This window comes from Amycolatopsis heterodermiae (assembly GCF_034929455.1).
Taxonomy (GTDB): Bacteria; Actinomycetota; Actinomycetes; order Mycobacteriales; family Pseudonocardiaceae; genus Amycolatopsis; species Amycolatopsis heterodermiae.
The window spans coordinates 461,749-484,593 of record NZ_JAYFSI010000008.1; the positions used below are offsets into that span (position 1 = coordinate 461,749).

At 70.8% G+C, this 22,845-nt stretch carries 22 protein-coding genes; 8 read left to right on the plus strand and 14 right to left on the minus strand.

Annotated elements, in window-relative coordinates:
* The first annotated feature begins 6 nt into the window (after positions 1-6).
* The 4 genes from VA596_RS31985 (at position 7) to VA596_RS32000 (ending at position 4,270) form a co-directional block, all read left to right on the plus strand.
* The gene (locus VA596_RS31985) at positions 7-906 is read left to right on the plus strand and encodes a TIGR03620 family F420-dependent LLM class oxidoreductase (protein WP_323331927.1); all 900 of its coding nucleotides are present in this window, start codon (positions 7-9) and stop codon (positions 904-906) included.
* The gene (locus tag VA596_RS31990) at positions 903-1,715 is read left to right on the plus strand and encodes a TIGR03620 family F420-dependent LLM class oxidoreductase (RefSeq protein ID WP_323331928.1); all 813 of its coding nucleotides are present in this window, start codon (positions 903-905) and stop codon (positions 1,713-1,715) included. Before VA596_RS31985 ends, VA596_RS31990 begins: the two co-directional genes overlap by 4 nt.
* 278 nt (positions 1,716-1,993) lie before the next feature.
* Positions 1,994-3,331, plus strand: a complete 1,338-nt coding sequence (locus VA596_RS31995) for an ankyrin repeat domain-containing protein (protein WP_323331929.1) — start codon at positions 1,994-1,996, stop codon at positions 3,329-3,331.
* 69 nt (positions 3,332-3,400) lie between these two features.
* Entirely contained in the window at positions 3,401-4,270 is an 870-nt protein-coding gene (locus VA596_RS32000; protein WP_323331930.1) for a nuclear transport factor 2 family protein, read from the plus strand.
* On the opposite strand, the gene VA596_RS32005 is transcribed toward VA596_RS32000, so the two are convergent.
* From VA596_RS32005 to VA596_RS32020, 4 genes are all read right to left on the minus strand, one after another.
* Entirely contained in the window at positions 4,267-4,533 is a 267-nt protein-coding gene (locus tag VA596_RS32005; RefSeq protein WP_323331931.1) for a DUF397 domain-containing protein, read from the minus strand. The genes VA596_RS32000 and VA596_RS32005 overlap by 4 nt on opposite strands.
* Before the next feature lie 81 nt (positions 4,534-4,614).
* Positions 4,615-5,628 carry a ketol-acid reductoisomerase gene (gene ilvC / locus VA596_RS32010; protein WP_323331932.1) on the minus strand — a complete coding sequence of 338 codons (1,014 nt, stop codon included), beginning with the start codon at positions 5,626-5,628 and terminating at the stop codon, positions 4,615-4,617.
* Positions 5,629-5,661: 33 nt separating this feature from the next.
* On the minus strand, positions 5,662-6,168 hold the full coding sequence (gene ilvN, locus VA596_RS32015; RefSeq protein ID WP_003080760.1) for an acetolactate synthase small subunit: 507 nt from the start codon (positions 6,166-6,168) through the stop codon (positions 5,662-5,664).
* A gap of 1 nt (position 6,169) precedes the next feature.
* Positions 6,170-7,966 (minus strand): acetolactate synthase large subunit, encoded by a 1,797-nt coding sequence (locus VA596_RS32020; RefSeq protein ID WP_323331933.1) that lies wholly within the window; start codon positions 7,964-7,966, stop codon positions 6,170-6,172.
* Positions 7,967-8,391: 425 nt separating this feature from the next.
* Between VA596_RS32020 and VA596_RS32025 the strand changes: the two genes are divergently transcribed.
* Both VA596_RS32025 and ilvD read left to right on the plus strand, forming a co-directional pair.
* Positions 8,392-8,841 carry a PH domain-containing protein gene (locus tag VA596_RS32025; protein WP_323331934.1) on the plus strand — a complete coding sequence of 150 codons (450 nt, stop codon included), beginning with the start codon at positions 8,392-8,394 and terminating at the stop codon, positions 8,839-8,841.
* Between the two features lie 104 nt (positions 8,842-8,945).
* On the plus strand, positions 8,946-10,790 hold the full coding sequence (ilvD, locus tag VA596_RS32030; RefSeq protein WP_323331935.1) for a dihydroxy-acid dehydratase: 1,845 nt from the start codon (positions 8,946-8,948) through the stop codon (positions 10,788-10,790).
* A 311-nt stretch (positions 10,791-11,101) separates the two neighbouring features.
* On the opposite strand, the gene VA596_RS32035 is transcribed toward ilvD, so the two are convergent.
* Both VA596_RS32035 and VA596_RS32040 read right to left on the minus strand, forming a co-directional pair.
* A complete protein-coding gene (locus VA596_RS32035; protein ID WP_323331936.1) occupies positions 11,102-11,680 on the minus strand; it encodes a DoxX family membrane protein in 579 nt (192 codons plus the stop codon).
* Between the two features lie 50 nt (positions 11,681-11,730).
* Positions 11,731-12,639 carry a 2-hydroxyacid dehydrogenase gene (locus tag VA596_RS32040; RefSeq protein WP_323331937.1) on the minus strand — a complete coding sequence of 303 codons (909 nt, stop codon included), beginning with the start codon at positions 12,637-12,639 and terminating at the stop codon, positions 11,731-11,733.
* A 65-nt stretch (positions 12,640-12,704) separates the two neighbouring features.
* Here VA596_RS32040 and VA596_RS32045 point away from each other — a divergent pair, with 65 nt between their 5' ends.
* Positions 12,705-13,913 carry a PQQ-dependent sugar dehydrogenase gene (locus VA596_RS32045; RefSeq protein ID WP_323331938.1) on the plus strand — a complete coding sequence of 403 codons (1,209 nt, stop codon included), beginning with the start codon at positions 12,705-12,707 and terminating at the stop codon, positions 13,911-13,913.
* Positions 13,914-14,138: 225 nt separating this feature from the next.
* A complete protein-coding gene (locus tag VA596_RS32050) occupies positions 14,139-14,591 on the plus strand; it encodes a hypothetical protein (protein ID WP_323331939.1) in 453 nt (150 codons plus the stop codon).
* A 1-nt stretch (position 14,592) separates the two neighbouring features.
* Here VA596_RS32050 and VA596_RS32055 read toward each other — a convergent pair whose 3' ends face one another.
* From VA596_RS32055 to gatC, 8 genes are all read right to left on the minus strand, one after another.
* Positions 14,593-15,732: a Gfo/Idh/MocA family protein gene (locus VA596_RS32055; RefSeq protein ID WP_323331940.1), complete on the minus strand. Its 1,140-nt coding sequence runs from the start codon at positions 15,730-15,732 to the stop codon at positions 14,593-14,595.
* Positions 15,732-16,484: a cupin domain-containing protein gene (locus tag VA596_RS32060; protein WP_323331941.1), complete on the minus strand. Its 753-nt coding sequence runs from the start codon at positions 16,482-16,484 to the stop codon at positions 15,732-15,734. The genes VA596_RS32055 and VA596_RS32060 overlap by 1 nt, the downstream gene beginning before the upstream one ends.
* 9 nt (positions 16,485-16,493) lie before the next feature.
* Positions 16,494-17,411: a DUF6807 domain-containing protein gene (locus tag VA596_RS32065; RefSeq protein WP_323331942.1), complete on the minus strand. Its 918-nt coding sequence runs from the start codon at positions 17,409-17,411 to the stop codon at positions 16,494-16,496.
* The gene (locus VA596_RS32070; protein WP_323331943.1) at positions 17,408-18,517 is read right to left on the minus strand and encodes a Gfo/Idh/MocA family protein; all 1,110 of its coding nucleotides are present in this window, start codon (positions 18,515-18,517) and stop codon (positions 17,408-17,410) included. Before VA596_RS32070 ends, VA596_RS32065 begins: the two co-directional genes overlap by 4 nt.
* 452 nt (positions 18,518-18,969) lie before the next feature.
* Entirely contained in the window at positions 18,970-19,506 is a 537-nt protein-coding gene (locus VA596_RS32075) for a hypothetical protein (RefSeq protein WP_323331944.1), read from the minus strand.
* A 7-nt stretch (positions 19,507-19,513) separates the two neighbouring features.
* Positions 19,514-21,019 (minus strand): Asp-tRNA(Asn)/Glu-tRNA(Gln) amidotransferase subunit GatB, encoded by a 1,506-nt coding sequence (gatB, locus tag VA596_RS32080; RefSeq protein ID WP_323331945.1) that lies wholly within the window; start codon positions 21,017-21,019, stop codon positions 19,514-19,516.
* Positions 21,016-22,533 (minus strand): Asp-tRNA(Asn)/Glu-tRNA(Gln) amidotransferase subunit GatA, encoded by a 1,518-nt coding sequence (gene gatA / locus VA596_RS32085; RefSeq protein WP_323331946.1) that lies wholly within the window; start codon positions 22,531-22,533, stop codon positions 21,016-21,018. Before gatA ends, gatB begins: the two co-directional genes overlap by 4 nt.
* Positions 22,530-22,829: an Asp-tRNA(Asn)/Glu-tRNA(Gln) amidotransferase subunit GatC gene (gene gatC / locus VA596_RS32090; protein ID WP_323331947.1), complete on the minus strand. Its 300-nt coding sequence runs from the start codon at positions 22,827-22,829 to the stop codon at positions 22,530-22,532. The genes gatA and gatC overlap by 4 nt, the downstream gene beginning before the upstream one ends.
* Between the last annotated feature and the right edge of the window lie 16 nt (positions 22,830-22,845).

Here is a 22,845-nt window from a genome sequence, read left to right on the forward strand (position 1 = left end):
ACGAGGATGACCCTGATCGAAGACACCCGGGCGCGGCTCGGCGCCATCGGCGCCTGGTTGCCGAGCGCCCCGCTGGCCCCGCCACCCGACGTCGAGCGCGCGGCCACCCGCCGGCTCGCCGAGCTCGGCTACCGCTCGGTCTGGAGCGGCGAAGGCCCCGGCAGCCGCGAGGTGTTCGCCCACTTCGGCGACCTGCTCGCGTCGGTGCCGGACGTCGTGCTCGGTACCGGCATCGCCAACCTCTGGGCCCGGCCCGGGATCACCGCCGAGAAGGGCGGCGCCACGCTCGCCCAGGCCCACCCCGGCCGGTTCGTACTCGGCATCGGCGTCGGGCACCGGTTCCAGGCCACGAAGCTCGGCGAGGAGTACCGGCCGCTCGACCGGATGCGGGCCTACCTGTCCGAAATGGACGCGGTCGCCGCGGAAAACCCTTCCCCGGTGGCGTTTCCGCGGGTGCTGGCCGCCGTCGGGCCGAAGATGCTGGCCCTATCCCGCGACCAAGCCGACGGCGCACACCCGTTCGCCCAGCCCGTCAGCCACACGCCGTACGCGCGGGAGATCCTCGGACCGGACAAGCTGCTGATCCCGCAGCAAACGGTGCTGCTCGGCACCCGCGAGGACGCGCGCGCAAGCGTCCGGAAGCGCGTGGCGCTCTCGCGCGAGCACCGCATCGAGGCCTACCTCGCGGGCTGGAAACGGCTCGGGTACACCGATGCCGACATCACCGGCCCGAGCGACCGGTTCGTCGACGACCTCGTCCTGTGGGGTGACGCGGGAACCATCGCGAAACGCCTGGACGAGCTGCTCGACGCGGGCGCGGACCACGTGCTGCTGACGCCGTCCGCGGCCACCTTCGAGTCCACTGTGGACGTCCTGGCCGAGCTGGCCCCGGCGGTGGTCCGGTGAGCGTCGGAATCTGGCAGTTCTTCGACGGCGACCCGATCGGCGCCGTGCGCGAGACGGCCGCCGAGGTCGAAGAACTCGGCTTCACGCAGCTGTGGTTCGGCGAGTACGCCGGGAGGGAGGCGTTCACCCAGGCGGCGCTGCTGCTCGCGGCGACGTCGGAACTCGTGGTGGCCACCGGGATCGCCCGGTTCGACCAGCGTTCCCCGCTCGCCGCGGAAGGGGCCGTCCGGGCGCTGGGCGAGGCCTATCCTGGCCGGTTCATCGCGGGCATCGGCGGGCACCGCCCGGGCCCGCGGCCGCTGGCCGCGATCCGCGACTACCTGGACGGCATGGACGCGGCCGAGCTGCCCGGGCAACCACAGCCGTCACCGCGGCCGCTCAGGCTGCTCGCCGCGCTCGGCCCTCGCGCTCTCGACCTGTCGGCCGAGCGGGCGGACGGCGCCCACCCGTACTTCGTCCCGCCGGAGCACACGGCGCTGGCGCGGGAGCGGCTCGGCCCGGGCAAGTACCTGGCCGTCGAGCAGGCCGTGGTCCTGGACGGCTCGCGGGAGGTGGCCCGCGAGCACGTCGCCGGGTACCTGCAGCTCGCCGCGCACCACCGGTCGAACCTCCGCCGGCTCGGCTTCACCGACGAGGACCTGACCGGCGGCGGCAGCGACCGCCTGGTCGACGCCCTGGTCGCGACGGGCGAGCAGGCCGCGGCCGACCGGATCCGGGCCCACCTCGACGCCGGCGCCGACCACGTCTGCGTCCAGGTCCTGGCCCGCACGGAAAAGTCCTACCGCCACCTGGCCACCCTCGTCCCGTAACCGAACGGACGACACGCGTACGCGCGCGGACGACACGCGTACCCGGCTGGACGACACGAGGCAAGCGGGCTCGCGGACCGTGTCGTCCGCCTGCGTACGCGTGTCGTCCGGTCAGGTGCGCGTGTCGTCCATCGGGGTACGCTGGCGGGACGCGGTGAGGGCCGCGTCCCGTCCGCGGAAAGGGCCGAGCCCACCCCCGCACCACCGCACCACCAGCTCCGCACCTCCTTTCCTGCCCGGTGCCGGCGGACCACGGGCGTCGAGGGAAGGAAGGCACCATGGGCACGCTGCCCGCCAAACCCAGCCTGGATCAGCTGCGCAAACGCGCGAAGGACCTCGCACGCGCCGAAGCCGTGAAGCTGTCCGAAGCGCAGTTCCGGATCGCGCGGGAGCACGGCTTCCCGAGCTGGCCGAAGCTGCAGGCGTACGTCCGGCGCGTCATCGAGCACGGCGAAACCCTGCAGCACCCGTACCACGAAGACGTCGAGTACTACGCCGGGCGCGCGGTCGGCCTGCTCGCGTCCGCCGAGGACGAGACGCCCGGCGCGCGCGAGCCGTTCGACCGCTGGAACCAGCCACTGACCCGGGACGGCGCCCGCGTGGTCGTCGCCCGCGAGCATGGTTTCGTTTCCTGGAAGACACTCCGCGAGTACGTCAAGTCTCTTGTGGACAGTGGCGAGCCGTTCGCACGGGCGTACCGCGCGGTCGAGGCGAAGGATCCCGAGGCTCTCGAAACGCTCCTCGGCGAGTTCCCGGGCCTCGTCACCGCGCGCGGCACCAACGGCAACGACCTGCTCGGCATGGCCGGCGCGACCGGCGACGAGCGGCTCAGCCGGGTCCTGCTCGACCACGGCGCGGACCCGTCGCACGGGAACGTTCACGGCTGGACGCCGCTGCACCAGGCCACCTACAGCAACCAGGCGCGGCTCGTCGACCTCCTGCTCGACGCGGGCGCGCCGGTCGCCGTCTCCGCGCGCGGAGACGGCGGCACTCCCCTGGTCGTCGCGTTGTTCTGGGGGCACCGCAGGGCGGCGGAGAAGCTGGCGGCCCGGGATCTCGCCCCCGGCAACCTGCGCGTCGCGGCCGGGCTCGGCCACGCCGCGCTCCTCGACGAGCTGCTGAAACCGGACGGGACGCTCAGCCGTGCCGCGGGTGAGCACCGCGGGTTCTACCGCCCGCACAGCGGCTTCCCGGCCTGGCGCCCCGGCGACGACCCGGCGGAGGTCCGCGACGAAGCCCTGGCCTGGGCGGCCCGCAACGACCGCGCCGACGCCCTGCGCACGCTCGTCGCCCGCGGCGCCCGCCTCGACGCCGACGTCTACCGCGGCACGGCCCTGACCTGGGCAGCCGCGTTCGGCAAGCTCGCGGCGGTCCGGACGTTGCTCGACCTCGGCGCCGACGTGAACCACGCGGGCACGTTCGGCGGCCCGAGCCACGGCGAAGGCGCCACCGCCCTGCACCTGGCCGCGCAGTCCGGGCACCTCGACGTGATCCGGGTGCTCGTCGAGGGCGGCGCCGACCTCACCGTGCGGGACGCGCTCTTCGACAGCACGCCGGAGTCCTGGGCCGAGCACTGCGACCAGCCGGCCGCGAAGGAGCTGCTGCGGTCCCTGTAGACAACCGGAGTCTGTAGTCCGTATCGTCGAGACGGACTACAGACTCCGTTTTGCCCACTGGGAGGACCCATGACCACACCCCGCGACGTGTTCGCCGCGCTGTCCGACGGCATCGCCGAAGGACGGTTCAGCGAGCTTTCCGCGCTCTACGCCGAGGACACCGTCGTCGAGCACCCCCAGGCCGTGCCGCGGCCGACCCGCCTCGACGGCCGCGCGGCCGTCCACGAGCGGTTCACCGGCGCCCTGGCCGGGGCGGTCCGGCTCAAGCGCAAGAACGTGGTCGTCCACGAGACCACGGACCCCGAGGTGATCGTCGCCGAATACGACTACGACGCCGAGTCGGCGGAAACCGGCAAGACCGACGTCACGGCCAACATCCAGGTCCTGCGGATCCGCGACGGCCTGATCGTCCATTCCCGCGACTACCACGACTACCTGCGGCTCGCCGCGATCCGCGACGGCGTCGGCCAGCTGCCGATGGCCTACGAACAGGCGCCGCCGCGCGAGCTCTCACCGGTCACCCCGGAGAGCGCGAACAGCGTGTTCGAGCAGCTCGTGTTCGGCGTCGCGGGCGCCCGGTGGGACGAGCTGCCCGAGCTGTACGCCGAGGAAACCCACGTGACGCACCCGTTCCTGCCGGGCTCGGGCGTGGTGCGGACGCGCGACGAGCTGCGCGAGCACTTCGAGGCGGGCAAGAAGCTCAACCCCGGCTTCTCGGTGGCGGACCTGGTCACCTACCGGACCACGGACCCGGAGGTGCTGGTCGGCGAGTTCGCCTACCAGGGCGAACACGCGGGCCGGCCAGTGCGGATCGCGAACATCTTCGTCCTGCGGATCCGTGACGGCCTGATCGTCGAATCCCGCGACTACGGCGACCACCTCGGCATCGCCGGGGACCTCGGGCAAATCCCCGAGCTGGCCGCCCGCCTGGGCGCCTAGGCCTCCGGGAGCTCGAACTCGCCGTCGCGGACGCCCAGCACGAACGCTTCCCACTCCGAAGGGGTGAAGACGAGCACCGTGCCGTCCGGTTCCGTCGACTTCCGCATCGCGACGTAGGTGACACCGTCGGTGTGCGGGACGAACGCGTATTCGACGACCTCGTCGAGGGTGACGCCCTCGGGCTCGGCGCGGATCCACTCGGCCTCGGTGAAGTCCAGGTGGTGCCGGATGTGCGCCTTGTCGTCGGCCGGCTGCTCACTCATGCCACCAGCGTAACCACCCGGGCACCGAACGCAGTGAAGGGGACGCCCGACCCGGACGTCCCCTTCACCGAGCTACGACACTCAGGCGGTCTCGGTGATCGGCCGGTCCACCCACGACATCAGGTCGCGCAGCTTCTTGCCGGTCGCCTCGATCGGGTGCTGGTTGCCCTGCTCCTCGAGCTTGGTGAAGTTCGGCCGGCCGGCCTCGTCCTCGGCGACCCACTCGCGGGCGAACGTGCCGTCCTGGATCTCGCCGAGGATCTTCTTCATCTCTTCCTTGACCGCCGGCGAGATGACGCGCGGGCCGCGGGTCAGGTCGCCGTACTCGGCGGTGTCGGAGATCGAGTAGCGCTGGCGCGCGATGCCGCCCTCGTACATCAGGTCGACGATCAGCTTCAGCTCGTGCAGCACCTCGAAGTAGGCGATCTCCGGGGCGTAACCGGCCTCGGTGAGCACCTCGAAACCGGTCTGCACCAGCGCGGACGCGCCACCGCAGAGCACGGCCTGCTCGCCGAAGAGGTCGGTCTCGGTCTCCTCGGTGAAGGTCGTCTTGATGACGCCCGCACGCGCGCCGCCGATGGCCGCGGCGTAGGACAGGGCGAGCGCCTGCGCGTTGCCGGTGGCGTCCTGCTCGACCGCGATGAGCGCCGGGACGCCCTTGCCGTCGACGAACTGGCGGCGGACCAGGTGGCCCGGGCCCTTCGGGGCGACCATGGCGACGTCGACGTTCGCCGGCGGCTTGATCAGGTCGTACCGGATGTTGAAGCCGTGCCCGAAGAAGATCGCGTCGCCGTCCTTGAGGTTCGGCGCGATGTCCTGCTCGTAGATGAAGCGCTGCTTCGTGTCCGGCGCCAGGATCATGATCAGGTCGGCCTCGGCCGACGCCTCGGCCGGGGTGAGCACGCGCAGGCCCTGCTCCTCGGCCTTCGCCCGCGACTTGGACCCCTCGGGCAGGCCGATGCGGACGTCGACGCCGGAGTCGCGCAGGCTCAGCGAGTGGGCGTGGCCCTGGCTGCCGTAGCCGATGACAGCGACCTTGCGCCCCTGGATGATCGAGAGGTCGGCGTCGTCGTCGTAGAAGATTTCCACTGCCATGGGGGTTACTGCTTCCTTTCCTGACTTACTTTCTCAACGCGGTGATGTGGCGGTGATGGAACGGGCGCCCCGCCCCACCGCGACCATGCCTGACTGCACCAGCTCGCGGATGCCATACGGCTCCAGCATCCGCAGCAGCGCACCGATCTTGTCGGACGTCCCGGTGGCTTCGACGGTGAGTGCCTCCGGGGAGACGTCGACCACCTTGGCCCGGAAGAGCTGGACGGTTTCGAGGACCTGGCTACGCACGGTGTTGTCGGCGCGCACCTTGACCAGCAGCAGTTCGCGCTGCACGGCGGTCGACTGCTCCAGCTCGACTATTTTGATCACATTGACCAGTTTGTTGAGCTGCTTGGTCACCTGCTCGAGCGGTAGCTCTTCGACGGCGACCACGATCGTCATGCGGGACACCTCGGGGTTCTCCGTGGGCCCGACGGCGAGGGACTCGATGTTGAAACCGCGCCGGGAGAACAGGCCCGAGACGCGCGCGAGCACACCCGGCTTGTTCTCGACCAGGACACTCAGCGTGTGGACGCTCATCTCAGCGCTCACCTTCCCCAGCGGCTTCCGCGGCGGCCTCGGTCGTCTCCACCGAAACCTCGTCGTCGTCGAACAGCGGCCGGATGCCCCGGACCGCCATGATCTCGTCGTTGCCGGTCCCGGCCGCGACCATCGGCCACACCTGGGCATCCTTCCCCACGACGAAGTCGATCACGACGGGGCGGTCGTTGATCTCCATCGCACGGCGGATGGTGGCGTCGACGTCTTCCTTCGTCTCGCAGCGCAGGCCGGCGCAGCCCAGGGCCTCGGCCAGCAGCACGAAGTCCGGGATCCGGTGCTTGTGCGTGCCGAGGTCGGTGTTGGAGTACCGCTCCGAGTAGAAGAGGTTCTGCCACTGCCGGACCATGCCCAGGTTGCCGTTGTTGATGACGGCGACCTTGATCGGCGCGCCCTCGATGGCGCAGGTGGCCAGCTCCTGGTTGGTCATCTGGAAGCAGCCGTCGCCGTCGATCGCCCACACCGGGGTGCCGGGGACGCCGAACTGCGCGCCCATCGCCGCGGGCACCGCGTAGCCCATGGTGCCGAGGCCGCCGGAGTTGATCCAGGTGCGCGGGTTCTCGTACTTGACGAACTGCGCGGCCCACATCTGGTGCTGCCCGACGCCGGCGGCGTACACCGCGTCCGGGCCGACGAGCTGGCCGATCCGCTCGATGACGTACTGCGGCGACAGCGAACCGTCGTCGGGCCACTCGTAGCCGGCCGGGTAGTTGGTGCGCCAGTCCTCGGCCTGGGTCCACCAGTCGGCGAGGTCGGGCTTGCCGCCGTGGTCGAATTCCGACTGCACGGCGGTGATCAGCTCGCCGATGATCTCCTTGCAGTCGCCCACGATCGGGACGTCGGCCTTGCGGTTCTTCGAGATCTCGGCCGGGTCGATGTCGGCGTGCACGATCGCGGCGTCCGGCGCGAAGGAGGACAGCTGGCCGGTGACGCGGTCGTCGAACCGGGCCCCGAGCGCGATCAGCAGGTCGGCGCGCTGCATCGCGGCGACCGCGGCGACCGTGCCGTGCATGCCCGGCATGCCGAGGTGCTGCGGGTGCGAGTCGGGGAACGCGCCGCGCGCCATCAGCGTGGTGACGACCGGGATGCCGGTCAGCTCGGCGAGCTCCTTCAGCTGCTCGTGCGCCTCGGCCTTGATCACGCCGCCGCCGACGTACAGCACCGGGCGGCGCGACTTCGCGATGAGCTTCGCGGCTTCGCGGACCTGCTTGCCGTGCGGGCGCAACGTCGGGCGGTAGCCCGGCAGCCGCAGCTCGGTCGGCCAGGAGAACGAGGTCATCTCCTGCAGCACGTCCTTGGGGATGTCCACCAGGACCGGGCCGGGCCGGCCCGTGGACGCCAGGTGGAACGCCTCGGCGATGGTCCGCGGGATCTCCGCGGGGTCCGTGACGAGGAAGTTGTGCTTGGTGATCGGCATGGTGATGCCGCAGATGTCGGCTTCCTGGAACGCGTCGGTGCCGATCAGCGCCCGGCTCTGCTGGCCGGTGATGGCCACGACCGGGACGGAGTCCATGTTCGCGTCGGCCAGCGGGGTGACCAGGTTGGTCGCGCCGGGGCCGGAGGTCGCCATGCAGACGCCGACCTTGCCGGTGGCCTGCGCGTAACCGGTGGCCGCGTGGCCGGCGCCCTGCTCGTGGCGGACCAGGATGTGGCGGACCTTCGTCGAGTCCAGCAGCGGGTCGTAGGCCGGCAGGATGGTGCCGCCGGGAATGCCGAAGACCACCTCGGCGCCGACCGCCTCGAGCGAGCGCACGAGGGACTGCGCGCCGGTGACGCGCACCGGGGTTCCCGCCGGTGGCGCCGGCTTCGGACGTGCTCCGGGCGCGCCGGGCGTGGGGCCCGGCTTCGTCGGATTTGTGGCACTGGTCATCGGGTCTGCCTCGTGGGTCTCGGTGTCACTCGTTCGGGTCGGTTTTGTGCGGTGGGGCCAGGAATCTCTTGCCTCGGGCAACAAAAAACCCTCGCCGACCGTAAGGTCGCACGAGGGTCGCGCGTCGACGCAGCGGAAAGTCTTCCCTAAGCGTCGACGCGCTTGGGAAGTACGAGGCCGGTCAGCGGTGTCACGCTGGTGACGCTAGTCCGAAGGTCTCTCAGGTGTCAACTCTGCGGGACGGTGAGTCCGCATGGTGGACACGAGCGCGGCGCGTGTCACGTCCGCGCCGACCCGGTTCCCGGTGCTCAGGCCGGGCGGTGCACCATTTCGGCGTGGCCGAAAAAGAGCAGGACGAAGGCCGGAAGGCCGTCTTCCGCATCCCCCGCACGTCGTTCATGGCGATCGCGCTCCTCACCGTCTGCGTGACGCCGATCGCGCTCGGGGAGATCCCGTACCTGCAGTGGCTGTACGTCTTCCCGATCGCGCTGGCGGTGTTCGTGATCCGCACCCGCACCGTCGCGACCCGCAAGGGCCTGGCGACGCGCACGATGTTCGGCCACCGAGACGTGCCGTGGTCGGCGTTGAAGGGCCTGGCGATCACGAAGCGGGCGCGCGTCCAGGCCGTGCTGACGGACGACACGAAGGTGCCGCTGCCGACCGTCCGTACCCGGCACCTGCCGGTGTTGTCGCTGGTGAGCGAGGGCCTGGTCGCCGACCCGAGCGGCCTGCTGGACGCGCAGGACGTCAAGCCGGCCAAGCCCGAGACGTCGCCCAGCGAGTAACCCCACGGCGGGGCGGCCTCGCCCGAAGGTCTAAATTGGTAGGACCAGTTTCTGCGGAGCGTCCCGAACCTCCGCCTGGCCACCATCCGACCTGGGAGTTCGCCGTGCCGCCTCTCCGTTCCCGGACCACCACCCACGGCCGCAACGCGGCGGGCGCGCGCTCGCTCTGGCGCGCCACCGGCATGACCGACAGCGACTTCGGCAAGCCGATCGTGGCGATCGCCAACTCCTACACGCAGTTCGTGCCCGGCCACGTGCACCTCAAGGACCTCGGCGAGATCGTCGCCGGCGCGGTCAAGGAGGCCGGCGGCGTCGCGCGCGAGTTCCACACCATCGCCGTCGACGACGGCATCGCGATGGGCCACTCCGGCATGCTCTACTCGCTGCCCTCGCGCGAGATCATCGCCGACTCGGTCGAGTACATGGTCAACGCGCACCAGGCCGACGCGCTCGTCTGCATCTCCAACTGCGACAAGATCACCCCGGGCATGCTGAACGCCGCGATGCGGCTGAACATCCCGGTGGTGTTCGTCTCCGGCGGGCCGATGGAGGCCGGCAAGGCCGTCGTCGTGGGCGGCGTCGCGCAGGCCCCGACCGACCTGATCACCGCGATCGCCGCGTCGGCCAGCCCCGAGGTCGACGAGGACGGGCTCGGCATCGTCGAGCGTTCGGCTTGCCCGACCTGCGGTTCGTGCTCCGGCATGTTCACCGCGAACTCGATGAACTGCCTGACCGAGGCCCTCGGGTTGTCGCTTCCCGGCAACGGCTCGACGCTGGCCACGCACGCCGCGCGTCGCGCGCTGTTCGAGGAGGCCGGCCGGACGGTCGTCGAGCTCTGCCGCAGCTGGTACGAAAACGACGACGCCTCGGTGCTGCCGCGCTCGATCGCGTCGAAGGCGGCGTTCGAGAACGCGATGGCCCTCGACATGGCGATGGGCGGCTCGACCAACACGGTGCTGCACATCCTCGCCGCCGCCCAGGAGGGCGAGGTCGACTTCACGATCGACGACATCGACGCGATCGGCCGCCGGGTCCCCTGCCTGTCCAAGGTGGCACCGAACTCCGACTACCACATGGAAGACGTCCACCGCGCCGGCGGAATCCCGGCGATCCTGGGCGAGCTGTACCGCGGCGGGCTGCTCAACACGGACGTCCGCTCGGTGCACTCCCCCGACATCGAGTCCTGGCTTTCCGCCTGGGACATCCGGGCCTCGTCGCCTTCTTCTGAAGCCGTGGAGCTGTTCCACGCGGCACCGGGCGGCGTCCGCACGACACAGGCGTTCTCGACGTCGAACCGCTGGTCGTCCCTGGACACCGACGCGGCAGGCGGCTGCATCCGCGACGTCGAGCACGCGTACACGAAGGACGGTGGCCTGGCCATCCTGCGCGGCAACCTCGCCGAGAACGGCGCGGTGATCAAGTCCGCGGGCATCGACGAAGAGCTGTGGCACTTCGAAGGCCCGGCGCGGGTGCTGGAGAGCCAGGAGGAGGCCGTGTCGGCGATCCTCAAGAAGGAGATCCAGCCGGGCGAGGTCCTGGTCATCCGCTACGAAGGCCCCGCGGGTGGCCCGGGCATGCAGGAAATGCTGCACCCGACGGCGTTCCTCAAGGGTTCGGGCCTGGGCAAGAAGTGCGCGTTGATCACGGACGGCCGCTTCTCGGGCGGCTCGTCGGGCATCTCGGTCGGCCACATCTCCCCGGAGGCGGCGGCGGGCGGCCTGATCGCGCTGGTCGAAACCGGCGACAGGATCGTCCTGGACGTCCACGAGCGCCGCCTGGAACTGCTGGTGGACCCGGAAATCCTGGCGGAACGCCGCTCGAAGATGGAGACGTCCGAGCGCCCCTGGCAGCCAAAGGAGCGCGAACGCCCGATCACGGCCGCCCTGCGCGCCTACGCCCGCATGGCCACCTCGGCCGACACGGGCGCGGTCCGCGACCCGAACAAGTAAGCCTCAGCTGCGTGAAGGCCGTCCCGGTTCCCTGGGGCGGCCTTTGCTCTTTCTCGACCACTCCTGGAGCCGCGCAGTCCGGCCGCCCCTGGCCAACGGGGCGGCCTTTCGCAGTGCCCGAGCTTGTTCCTCGGCCAGCCTTCGCGGGTTCCAACCGCCGTCACGCCGCCCGGGCACCCTCCTCGGCCGAATTCTCAGCCCGGCGCCGGGGGGACCCCCGTTTTCCACGCTACCGGCGACCACCGACGAATCCGCGCCCAGCAGCCGAGTTGTCCACAGCCCGCGATCGCGACCCGGACTTGTCCACAGGGCTACCGGGTCAGCACGATGACCACGACCGAAGCCGCGGCGGCGAGCAGCAGGCTCACCAGACCCAGCGGCAGCGGCCGTCGGCGCCACGGCGTGTTCCGCTCCAGCGAGATCGGCCCGGCCCCGGTGAACAGCAGGCCCAACGCGCTGAGACCGAGCACCAGCTCGAGTTCGAAGCCCTGGCCCTGTCCCTCGAAGAACCCGCCGTGGAACTTCGCGTACACGGCGTTCGCGGCCACTCCCAGCAGGCCCGCCGCGGCCAGCGGCGTGAACAGCCCGACGACCACGAGCACCCCGCCGCCGAGCTCGGTGATGCCGGTGATCCACGACAGCAGCGTCGTCTGCTTGTGGTAGCCGAACGTCTCCAGCATCCGCGCGAACCCGCCGATGCCCGGCCCGCCGAACAGACCGAACAGGTGCTGCAGACCGTGCGCGCCCATGGTCACGCCGAGCGCCAGCCGCAGGATCAGCAGGCCGAGCCCCAGCCCGCCCTGGCGAGGACCGTCGTCGGCCGGCCCGTTGTCCTCGACCCCCGACAGGACGCTGGTGGGCTGCTGCGAGTAGTCGTCTGCACTGGTCACGCGCGAAGGGTAGGGGATCCGCGCGGGCCTGGCGAGGCAGCGCGCCGCGCTCAGTACTCCCCGTGCACGAGGTTGTCCGGAAGTTCACCACCGGCGTACCGCGCGATCTCGGCCGCGGCGACGGCGTAGGACCGCCCCCGCACACCGCGCACGGACCCGCCGATGTGCGGCGTCAGCAGTAGTCCCGGAACGGTCCACAACGGGTGCCCGGCGGGTGGCGGCTCCGGATCCGTGACGTCGAGCGCGGCCCGCAACCGGCCCGTGGTCAGTTCGGCGACCAGGGCGTCGGTGACTACGACGCTGCCTCGCGCGACATTGACCAGCACCGCGCCGTCCCGCATCTCGGCCAGGAACCCGGCGTCCACCATCCCGCGGGTCCGCGAGGTCAGCGGCACCATCAGCACGACGGCGTCGTGGAGCCCGAGCAGCCCGGGCAGCTCCTGGACGCCGTGCACGCCCTCCCGGGCGGTCAGCCCGACCATGGTGCAGCGCGCGTCGAAAGGTTTCAGCCGGCGCCGCAGGTGCTGCCCGAGGTCGCCGGCGCCGATGACGAGCACGCGTTTGCCCTGCAGCGTGTCGGCGGTCTGCCGCGCCCAGCGTCCCTCGCGGCGGGCGTCGGCGAAGACGTCGAACTTGCGATAAATCGACAACAGCGCGGCGACGACCCATTCGGCGGTGCTGCCGCCGTGCGCGCCCCGGCAGGTGGAGAGCAGGACGCCGTCGGGCACGTTGCCGATCCAGTCCTCGGCACCGGCGGACAGCAGCTGGATCAGCTTCAGGTTCGGCAGTGTTCGCCACAGCTCGTCGCCGGCGCGGTGCTTGCCCGGGATGAGCACCTCGGCCTTCGCGGCTTCTGGCGGCACCGGCTCGCCCCACTGGTAGCGAACCGGGAGCACGCGCGGCACCTCGGCCAGCACGGACAGCCCTTCGTCGTCGGGCACCAGCACGGTCAGCGTCATGATCGCCACGGTAATCGAGGAGTACTCACCCATGGTTCACGCACCGGCACCTAGGCTTGGGGATCATGCGAACCCCGTACCGGTCGGCTCTGCTGGCGATCCTGGCTTGTGGCGCCCTGCTGCCCGCCGGTTGTGCGCGGTTCGACGACACCGCGGCGGGCCAGACGTTCAGCCCCGCCCCCGTGGCCAGCCCCGAATCACCCCCCGAGGTCCAGGGCCCGGGCGCGGACTCCGGCGGCGACGGCAGGCAGAGCCGCCCGGGCCAGCCGTCCGCGACGATCCCGCCGCCGCAGGGTTGCAAGGATTTCGACGAGACGGTGATCGCGACCTGCCTGGACACGGTGGCCGCGGTGGCCGGCCTGCCGGGTGACGGGTCCACGCCGAGCGCCCTCGCGGGCGAGCGCAAGAGCGGCCGCGTCATGCTGGCCACCGCCGGCAAGGACGCCACGGAGTTCGCGAAGCTCGACGTCCAGGCGGCCGGCGACGGCGGCCTGACGGGCCTCGCCCTTTCGCCGTCGTACGTCGAGGACCAGCTCGTGTTCGCTTATGTGACGACGGCGACGGACAACCGCGTCGTCCGCTTCGCGAAGGGCCAGGCGCCGAAGCCGGTGCTCACGGGCATCCCGAAGGGCGCGACCGGCAACCGCGGCACGCTGGCGACGGACAATCGCGGCGCCCTCCTGGTCGCGACGGGCGACGCGGGCAACCCGAATGCGGCGGCCGACCCGGCGTCGCTGGCGGGCAAGGTCCTGCGGATCGACACGTCCGGCAAGGCAGCGGCGGGCAACCCCAGCGGGGCCTTGGCGGTGGCCGCGGGCCTCCATGCCCCCGGCGGCCTCTGCGCCTCGGCCGACGGCGGCCGCGTCTGGGTCACCGACCGGCTCGCCGACAAGGACGCCCTGTACCGGGTCCAGGCCGGCCGGCCGCTCACGGCCCCGGCGTGGACGTGGCCGGACAAGCCGGGCGTGGCGGGTTGCGCGGATTTCGTCGACGCCAACGGCTCGGTCTCGGTGGGCATGTCCCTGGCCGGCAACCTCCAGAACCTCCCGGTGACGGCCGACGGCGCGGTCAGCGGCAAGCCGACGATCAGCCTCGACGGCAAGACGGGCAAACCGCCGGTCACGTACGGCCGCCTCGCGGGGATCAGCATGATCAACCCGCAGATGGCCGTGGCGGGAACGGTCAACAAGGACGGCGGAACCCCGGTCTCGAGCGACGACCGGGTGGTCCTGATCACGCCGTCCACCTCCGGCGGCGGCAACGGCAAGGACTGACCCGTCCGGGCCAGATCACTGCACCAGCAGCGGTGCGGAACACCCCAAGCGACCTCGTCCGCACCATCGTCGGCTAAATCGGTTCGGCCTGCGTTCCCGGCTTCGCAGCGGCCCACCGCGCGGCGGCGGGATACTGCCTCAACGCCGTCCAGTACGACCGATGGGGCAGCGAGCTGGCCGACAAGGCGTACGAAATGCACCACCGGCCCGATGTAAGGTGCCTCGGTGACCGACCCGTTCCAGTTCGAGAAGGCCGCACTCCTCACCGACGACCCGATGTTCTGCGCGCCGGACGAGGCGGTGTCCGCCTGGCGGGAACTGGCCGAGGCAGCACGGGCGGAGCTCACCAGGATGGGGTTCGCGGCAACCGTCCTCGACCGGTTCAGCGCGGGCCGGCCGCCGGCCGGCGCGCAGATCCTCGTCAACGACATCCAGCCGTTCGGCGTCACGCTGGATTGGCACGCTCCGGTCGAAGACGAGGAGTCCTACCGCACGCACCTGCTGCGGCAGGACTCCGAAGATCCGTTCGTCGGCTACGTGATCACGGCAGGCGAACTGATCGCCCGCTCGTTGCTGGAAGTCGTGCGGGCGGCCGGCTTCCGGACGCTCGTCGACCATGAAGAGCGCCAGACCTACCACTACCGCGTCCTCGAAGCACCGCGGTTCCCCCTGCACTGACCTACGCCAGCGGCTTCAGCTCTACGCGCCGTCCCTCCGCCGACGACGTCAACCCGGCCTCCGCGAGCTGCAACCCGCGTGCCGCCGAGAAGAAGTCGTAGCGGTGCTGCCGCCCGGCGACGACGTCCCGGACGAACTCCTCCCACTGCGCCTTGAAGCCGTTGTCGAACTCGGCGTTGTCCGGCACCTCCTGCCACTGCTCGCGGAAGGGCTCGGTGGCCGGCAGATCCGGGTTCCACACGGGCTTCGGCGTCGCCGAGCGGTGCTGGACGCGGCAGCGCCGCAGCCCGGCGACGGCGCTGCCCTCGGTGCCGTCGACCTGGAACTCGACCAGCTCGTCCCGGAACACGCGCGTCGACCACGACGAGTTGATCTGCGCGATCGCCCCCGATTCGAGTTCGAAGATCCCGTACGCGGCGTCGTCGGCCGTCGCCGCGTACTCCTCGCCCTGCTCGTCCCACCGGCGTGGGATGTGCGTGGTCGCTTTCGCGGTCACGGCCGAAACCCGGCCGAAGAGGTTCTCCAGCACGTAGTTCCAGTGGCAGAACATGTCGAGCACGATCCCGCCGCCGTCCTCGGCTCGATAGTTCCAACTGGGCCTCTGTGCATCTTGCCAGTCGCCTTCGAACACCCAGTAGCCGAATTCGCCGCGAACGGAAAGAATCCGCCCGAAAAAGCCGCCATCCACCAGTCGCCGCACCTTCCGCAGCCCGGGCAGGAACAGTTTGTCGTGCACGACGCCGTGACAGATCCCGGCGTCCCGCGCCAGCCCCGCCAGCTCCAGCGCCGCCGGCAACGTCTCGGCCAACGGCTTCTCGGCGTAGACGTGCTTGCCCGCGGCGATCGCCGCGCGGACCGACGGCTCACGCGCCGACGTCAGCTGCGCGTCGAAGTAGATCTGCACGTCGTCGAGGGCCGAGGCGACGTCGGTGGTCCACGCGGTCAAGCCGTGCCGGTCGGCGAGCTCCTTGACCCTGGCGGCGGTGCGCCCGGCGAGGATCGGCTCGAGCTGCACCCGGGTGCCGTCCGGCAGCGCCACGCCGCCCTGTTCGCGGATCGCCAGCACCGACCGCAGCAGGTGCTGCCGGTACCCCATCCGGCCGGTGACCCCGTTGAGCAGCACTCCGATGGTCTGGTTCATCAACTACGGCCTTCCACGTCGATGGCTGAACCCCCGCCGTACGGCGCGGTCACACCGGGTATGTCGTATTCGGCGCGCCGTCCGCACATGCCGTAGCCGTCGGGATTGGACGGCGTCGCGACCCGGACCCCCGACTGCTCGAGGTGGCTCCCGTCGCCGTCGGCGAGCGCCTTGAGGTGCGCGCCGGTCAGCTCGGCGGCCTTCAGCGCCCCGGCCTGCCACCGCGGCACCCACTCCCCGATCTTCGGCGCGACGAGCGCCACGGCCGCTCGGTGGAACGCCCGCAACGGCTCCGAGTCGCCGTCCAGCAGCGCCTCCCGCAACGGCAGATAGCCACGAATCGCCAGGTCACGGCGTTGCCGAGCCGCGTCGTCGGTTTTCGGCAACGCCGCGGCCTCGGCGTAGGCGGCGGGGTCGGCGAGCACCGTGGGCGAAAAGGTGAACACGGCGTCGCCGGCCTCGGGCAGGCCGCTGTTCTGCATGAGCACGGTGACGCGCAGGTCGCCGCCCTGCACCATCCGGTGCACGGTGCCCGGCGCGAACCACGCGATCACCCCGGGCTCCAGCGCCGTTTCGTCGTAGCCGCCGACGCTCAGCGTCTGGACGGCGCCACGCCCACCCGTGACGACGTACGCCTCGGTGCACGCGAGGTGCAGGTGCGGGCTGCCACCGCAGACGCCGTCTTCGGCCGCCCAGTCGTAGGCCCGTAGGTGGGAGACGCCGATGCCACCCGGAAGGGGGAATTCGTCCATGACTGCCTTTCAGAACCCGTGGGTGTCGAGATAGCCGGTGACGCGGTCGCGGTCCCAGGCGCCGTCGGCGACGACGACCCGGTACCGATAGGCGAAGCTCTCCCCCGGCGGCAGGGCGAATTCCTCGAAGAACGCCCACGAGAACGCCACGGTGGGCGTGTCCCGGGAACGGACGAACCAGTGCGACTCGTGGATGGCGGCGTCGTTCTCCGGCGCGTGCGCGAACACGAGCGTCGAATGCGCGTCGACGTCGTCGTGTTCGCCGACGAACGCCAGCCACGGCGCCTGCCGGCCCATCATCTCCTCGCCGCCCAGGTCGCCCGGCCCGAGGATGCGGCCGCCGCTGAACTCGCGCGGCCCGCGCCAGTGCAGCCCGGTGTATCCGGCCATCTCGCGGCCGGCGGTGGTCGGGCTGCCGAACGCGAGCGGGGTGTCGCGGATGTTGGTCAGCTCGATCGCCCAGTCGATGGCCCAGGCACCCTCGTCCGGCTCGACCGAGTGGACGACGATGTCGCGCCGCTCGCGCGCCCACTCCTCGCCGCTGTTGGCGACCCAGGTGAGCTGCTCGGTGAAGGTCAGCCGATCGCCGTCGACGGTGAAGCCGGCGAACCCGTCGTGCCGCATCGAGCCGACGCGTTCCGGCAGGTCCTGGTACCAATCGCCGGGCACGTAGGTGTGGCCGCCCCAGAAGTTCTGCCCGGACAGGTGACTCGACGTCATCTGCAGGCCCTTGTGCCAGCGGTGATCGGCGGGGCGGTACCCGCTGACGCGCCGCCCGCCCAGGGTGCGCAACGGGTGGGTGTAGGGCTTTCGGGACTCGTAGGCCACGGGGTCGGGCTTGTACACATAGGACATCAGCTGGACCCCGCCGGCTTCGACGGCGACGTGGTCGCCGTGCCGATGGGTGACGGTGATCGCCGCACTCACACGCGCGCTCCTTCCCTCTCGACTCCCTGACCGATGCCGGCCATCGACCGGTAGAAGGGATCACCGGGCACGATCTCGCCCCGGCACACCCCGGCTCCGGTGAAAGCCGACTTGTAGAGCGCCGCGACGAGCTCCAGCACCTGCCGCCCGTCCGCCCCGCTACAGGGCGGCCGCCGCCCGGCCCGGTAGGCGGCCAGGACCGGCGCGAACGCGGCGGTGTGCGAGCTGGCGACGTCGTCAGGCGGGCTGGACCAGCGTGTCGTCCGATCGGCGACCACGTGCGGCGCCGGGGTGTAGCGCCAGTCCTTGCCGCGGTAGCCGTAGAGGTGGGTGAGCTCGACGGTCGCGTTCTCACAGTCGATCCGGATCCGGCTCACCTCGTCCGGGGACAGCACGCTGTTGACCACGGTCGCCAGCGCGCCCGACTCGAACCGGACGAGCGCGGTGGAGACGTCCTCGGTCTCGACGTCGTGCACCAGCCGCGCGGTCATCGCCCGCACTTCGGCCCAGTCGCCGAGCAGGTGGAGCAGGAGGTCCATCTGGTGGATCCCGTGGCCCATGGCCGGACCGCCGCCCTCGGTCGCCCACTTCCCCCGCCACGGCACGGCGTAGTAAGCGGCGTCGCGGTACCAGGTCGTCTGGCAGTGCGCGACAAGCGGCCGGCCGAGCTCCCCGTCCGCGAGCAACGTCCGGAAGTGCGCAGCGGCAGAGCCGAACCGATGCTGGAACACGAAAGCGGCGTACGGCCCACCTTCCCGCTCGGCGGCGACGATCTCGTCGTACTCGGCCAGTGACCGGCACGGCGGTTTCTCGCACCACGCCCAGGCGCCGCTCTTGAGCACCTTCTTGACCTGCTCGACGTGCAGCCCGGGCGGAGTGCAGACCGAGACGAGGTCGGGCTCCTGCTCGGCAAGCAGGGTGTCGAGGTCCTGATAAGGCACGGCGCCCACGGCCTCGGCACAGAACGCGGCGGCGCGCGTTTCGTCGACATCCGCGACAGCCACCACATCGACGTCGTCACGATGGGCTTCGTAAGCAGCCCAGTGACTTTTCGCGATCCCACCAGCACCGACGACGGCGACGCGTAAGCGCTTTCCGTCGGGCATCTCGGACCTCCTCCCTCGACGACGACGTCCGGCAGACACACTCCGCACTCCCCGCAGCGCAGTCCCTTCGACCGTCGCAGAAAGCGCTTTCTCACGCAACAGCCCAATACACTGTCAACGTTGTCAGCACCTGCCGCACAACCGGAACGGACGAGACCTGACCCGAGCGTGATCGACCGGCCACGGCTCCAGCGGCAGAAGCTATGTCCGGCGATCACCGACGCATGCAGCGGACGGCGTTTTGCGAGCCGTAAGGACGTCTACGTGAGCTGGGAAAGGCCGGGTCGCCGGCCACTTGTCGTGCTGGCTGAACTCCCGGCTCGTGCGTCCAGCCACACTCGCGGTGCCCCACGATCCGATCTCTCGGGCGTTTGCGGGTCATCCAGCCAGCCACCGCGGTCCGTCTCATCGACAGTCAGCGACGGCTACCCGCGAGAAGGCACCTTGGCCGTTCAGCGGCTCTTGCCGCGCAGGCTACGTTTCCGCGGCTGCCGGCTTTCGGCGCGCATCGCCCGCATGTCCAGGAAGGCGACCACGCCAGACGCGACAGCGGCAAACATCCCGAGGAACCGGCCGAAGCCGGGGCCGATGGCGATGCCGGCGGCGTCGAAGATGCCGCGCTGGTCGGCGTCGAACTCCCAGTCCAGGGTGAGCCAGCCGATCACCATCAGCAGCACCGACGCCGCGGCGACGACCAGCCACAGGTGCGGCAGGCCGCTGATCCGCACCCGCCGGACTCGCCCGAAAACGACCACGGCCAACCCGGCCAGAAGTAACGGCAGTGGCGGGCACCAGGCGAAGAAGCTCGAGTCCCACGCGTCGCGGACGACCTCGTTGTGCGGCAGCTGCGAGAGGATGTCCTCGATGTCCGGCTTGTTGGTGCTGAGCGTGGTCCACGGCAGGAACGTCGAACCCAGCGCGAGCAGCCCGGCCGCCAAGCCGAGCCACTCGCGCCAGGTGACGCTTTTGACGGAAAACGGCTGTGTCATGAAGCGGTCAGGAACCGACGCGCTCGATGATCAGCTCGCGGACCCGCTTGGCGTCGGCCTGCCCCTTGGTCGCCTTCATGACCGCGCCGACGATCGCGCCCGCCGCGGCCACCTTGCCGCCGCGGATCTTCTCCGCGACGTCCGGCTGCCCGGCCAGTGCCTCGTCGATCGCCGCGAGCAGCGCCGAGTCGTCCGAGACGACCTTCAGCCCGCGCTTCTCGACGACCTCACGCGGCGAACCCTCGCCGGCGAGCACGCCCTGGACGACCTCCTTGGCGAGCTTGTTCGTCAGCTCGCCGGACGTCACCAGCCCGATGACCTCGGCCACTTGCGCCGGGCTGATGGCCAGATCGGCCAGCTCGACCTCGCGGGTGTTGGCCTCCTGGGCGAGCGTGTTGACCCACCAGCCGCGGGCCTCGTCCGGCGTCGCGCCGGCCTCGACCGTGGCCGCGACGAGGTCCACCGCGCCGACGTTCAGCAGGTCACGCAGGGCTTCGTCGGAAAGCGACCACTCCTGCTGGATCCGCTTGCGACGCTCGGACGGCATCTCCGGCAGCGTCCCGCGCAGCTCCTCGACCCACTCTCGCGACGGCGCGATCGGGACCAGGTCGGGCTCCGGGAAGTACCGGTAGTCCTCGGCGGTCTCTTTGGTGCGGCCGGGCGACGTCGAGCCGTCGGCCTCCTGGAAGTGCCGCGTCTCCTGCTTGATCGACCCGCCGTCGGCGAGGATCGCCGCCTGCCGGGTCATCTCGTACCGCACCGCGCGCTCGACGCTGCGCAGCGAGTTGACGTTCTTCGTCTCGGTGCGGGTGCCGAAATCGGTCGCGTCCTTCGCCATCAGCGAGACGTTCGCGTCGCAGCGCAGCGAGCCCTGGTCCATCCGGACGTCGGACACGTCGAGCGCGCTCAGCAGGTCCCGCAGCGCGGACACGTACGCCCGCGCGACCTCGGGAGCCCGCTCGCCGGTGCCCTCGATCGTCTTGGTGACGATCTCGATCAGCGGCACGCCGGCCCGGTTGTAGTCGAGCAGCGAGTGCTCGGCACCGTGGATCCGGCCGGTGGCGCCACCGACGTGCAGCGACTTGCCCGTGTCCTCCTCCATGTGCGCGCGCTCGATCTCGACGCGCACGATCTCGCCGTCGTCGAGCGTGACGTCGAGGTAGCCGTTGAACGCGATCGGCTCGTCGTACTGCGACGTCTGGAAGTTCTTCGGCATGTCCGGGTAGAAGTAGTTCTTCCGGGCGAACCGGCACCACTCGGCGATCTCGCAGTTCAGCGCGAGGCCGATCCGGATCGCACCCTCGACGGCCTTGCCGTTGACCACCGGCAGCGCGCCCGGCATGCCGAGGCAGGTCGGGCACACCTTCGTGTTCGGCTCGCCGCCGAACTCGTTGGCGCAGCCGCAGAACATCTTCGTGTTGGTGTTCAGCTCGACGTGCACTTCGAGCCCGAGCACCGGGTCGAAGCGTTCGATGACGTCGGCGTAGTCCATCAACTCGGCCACGGCAGTCACTTCGTTCCTCCCAGCTCCGGGACCTTGTGGACCAGCGAACCACCGGCGGCGGCGTCGCGGGCGGCCTCGTAGGCGGCGCCGACCCGGTAGAGCCGGTCGTCGGCGAGCGCCGGGGCCATGATCTGCAGGCCGACCGGCAGGCCGTCCTCGTCGGACAGCCCGCTCGGCACGCTCATCGCGGCGTTGCCGGCCAGGTTCGACGGGATGGTGCACAGGTCGGCGAGGTACATCGCCATCGGGTCGTCGACGCGCTCGCCGATCTTGAACGCCGTGGTCGGCGTCGTGGGCGAAACAAGGACGTCGACCTTCTCGAAGGCCGAAGCGAAGTCACGCGTGATCAGCGTGCGCACCTTCTGCGCCGAGCCGTAGTACGCGTCGTAGTAGCCCGACGACAACGCGTACGTGCCGAGCATGATCCGGCGCTTGACCTCGGCGCCGAAGCCCTTCTCGCGCGTCAGCGACATGACCTCTTCGGCGCTGTGCGTGCCGTCGTCGGCGACGCGCAGGCCGTAGCGCATGGCGTCGAACCGGGCCAGGTTCGAGGAGCACTCGCTCGGCGCGATCAGGTAGTACGCCGGCAGCGCGTAGGTGAAGTGCGGGCACGAGACCTCGACGACCTCTGCACCGAGCGCGCGCAGCTGCTCGACCGCGGCCTCGAAGGATCGCAGGACGCCCGGCTGGTAGCCGTCGCCGCCGAACTCCTTCACGACGCCGACGCGGACGCCCGACAGGTCGCCGTTCGCACCCTGCCGGGCCGCGGCGACGACCGGCGGAACCGGCGCATCGATGGACGTCGAGTCCATCGGGTCGTGACCGGCGATGACCTCGTGCAGCAGCGCGGCGTCGAGCACCGTGCGGGCGCATGGCCCGGCCTGGTCGAGCGACGACGAAAAAGCGACGAGGCCGTAGCGCGACACGCCGCCGTAGGTCGGCTTGACGCCGACGGTGCCGGTGACCGAGCCGGGCTGCCGGATCGAGCCACCGGTGTCGGTGCCGATGGCGAGGGCGGCTTCGAAGGCCGCGATCGACGCCGACGAGCCACCGCCGGAGCCACCCGGGATACGGGCGTGGTCCCACGGGTTGTGCGTCGGGCCGTACGCCGAGTTCTCGGTCGACGACCCCATGGCGAACTCGTCCATGTTGGTCTTGCCGAGGATGACGACGCCGGCTTCGCGCAGCTTGCGCGTCACGGTCGCGTCGTACGGCGGGATCCAGCCTTCGAGCGTTTTCGAACCACAGGTCGTCGGGATGCCCTCCGTGGTGAGGACGTCCTTCAGCGCGAGCGGCACACCGGCCAGCGGCGACGCGGGCGCCTGGCCTCCGGCGATGCCCTCGTCGACGGCCTTGGCCGCGGCCAGCGCGCCTTCGGTGTCGACGTGCAGGAACGCGTGGACGTGGTCGTCCACCTCGGCGATCCGGTCCAGGTGGGCCTGCGTGACCTCGACCGCGGACACCTCGCGCGTGTGGATCTTCTCCGCCAGCTCCGCGGCGGTCAGCTTGATCAGCTCGGTCACTGCTCTTCCCCCAGAATCCGCGGCACCCGGAACCGGCCCTCTTCGGCGGCCGGCGCGCCGGCCAGGGCCTGCTGCTGCGTGAGCCCGGGACGGACGACGTCCTGCCGGAAGACGTTCGTCAGCGGCACGGCGTGCGACGTCGGCGGCACGTCGGCGGCGGCGACCTCGCTCACCTTGGCCACCGAGTCCAGGATCTGGTCGAGCTGGCCGGCGAAGACGTCGATCTCGTCGTCGGTCACGGCCAGCCTGGCCAGCTTCGCGAGGTGCGCGACCTCGTCTCGGGAAATGTTGGGCACGCGGGTGACTCCCGGG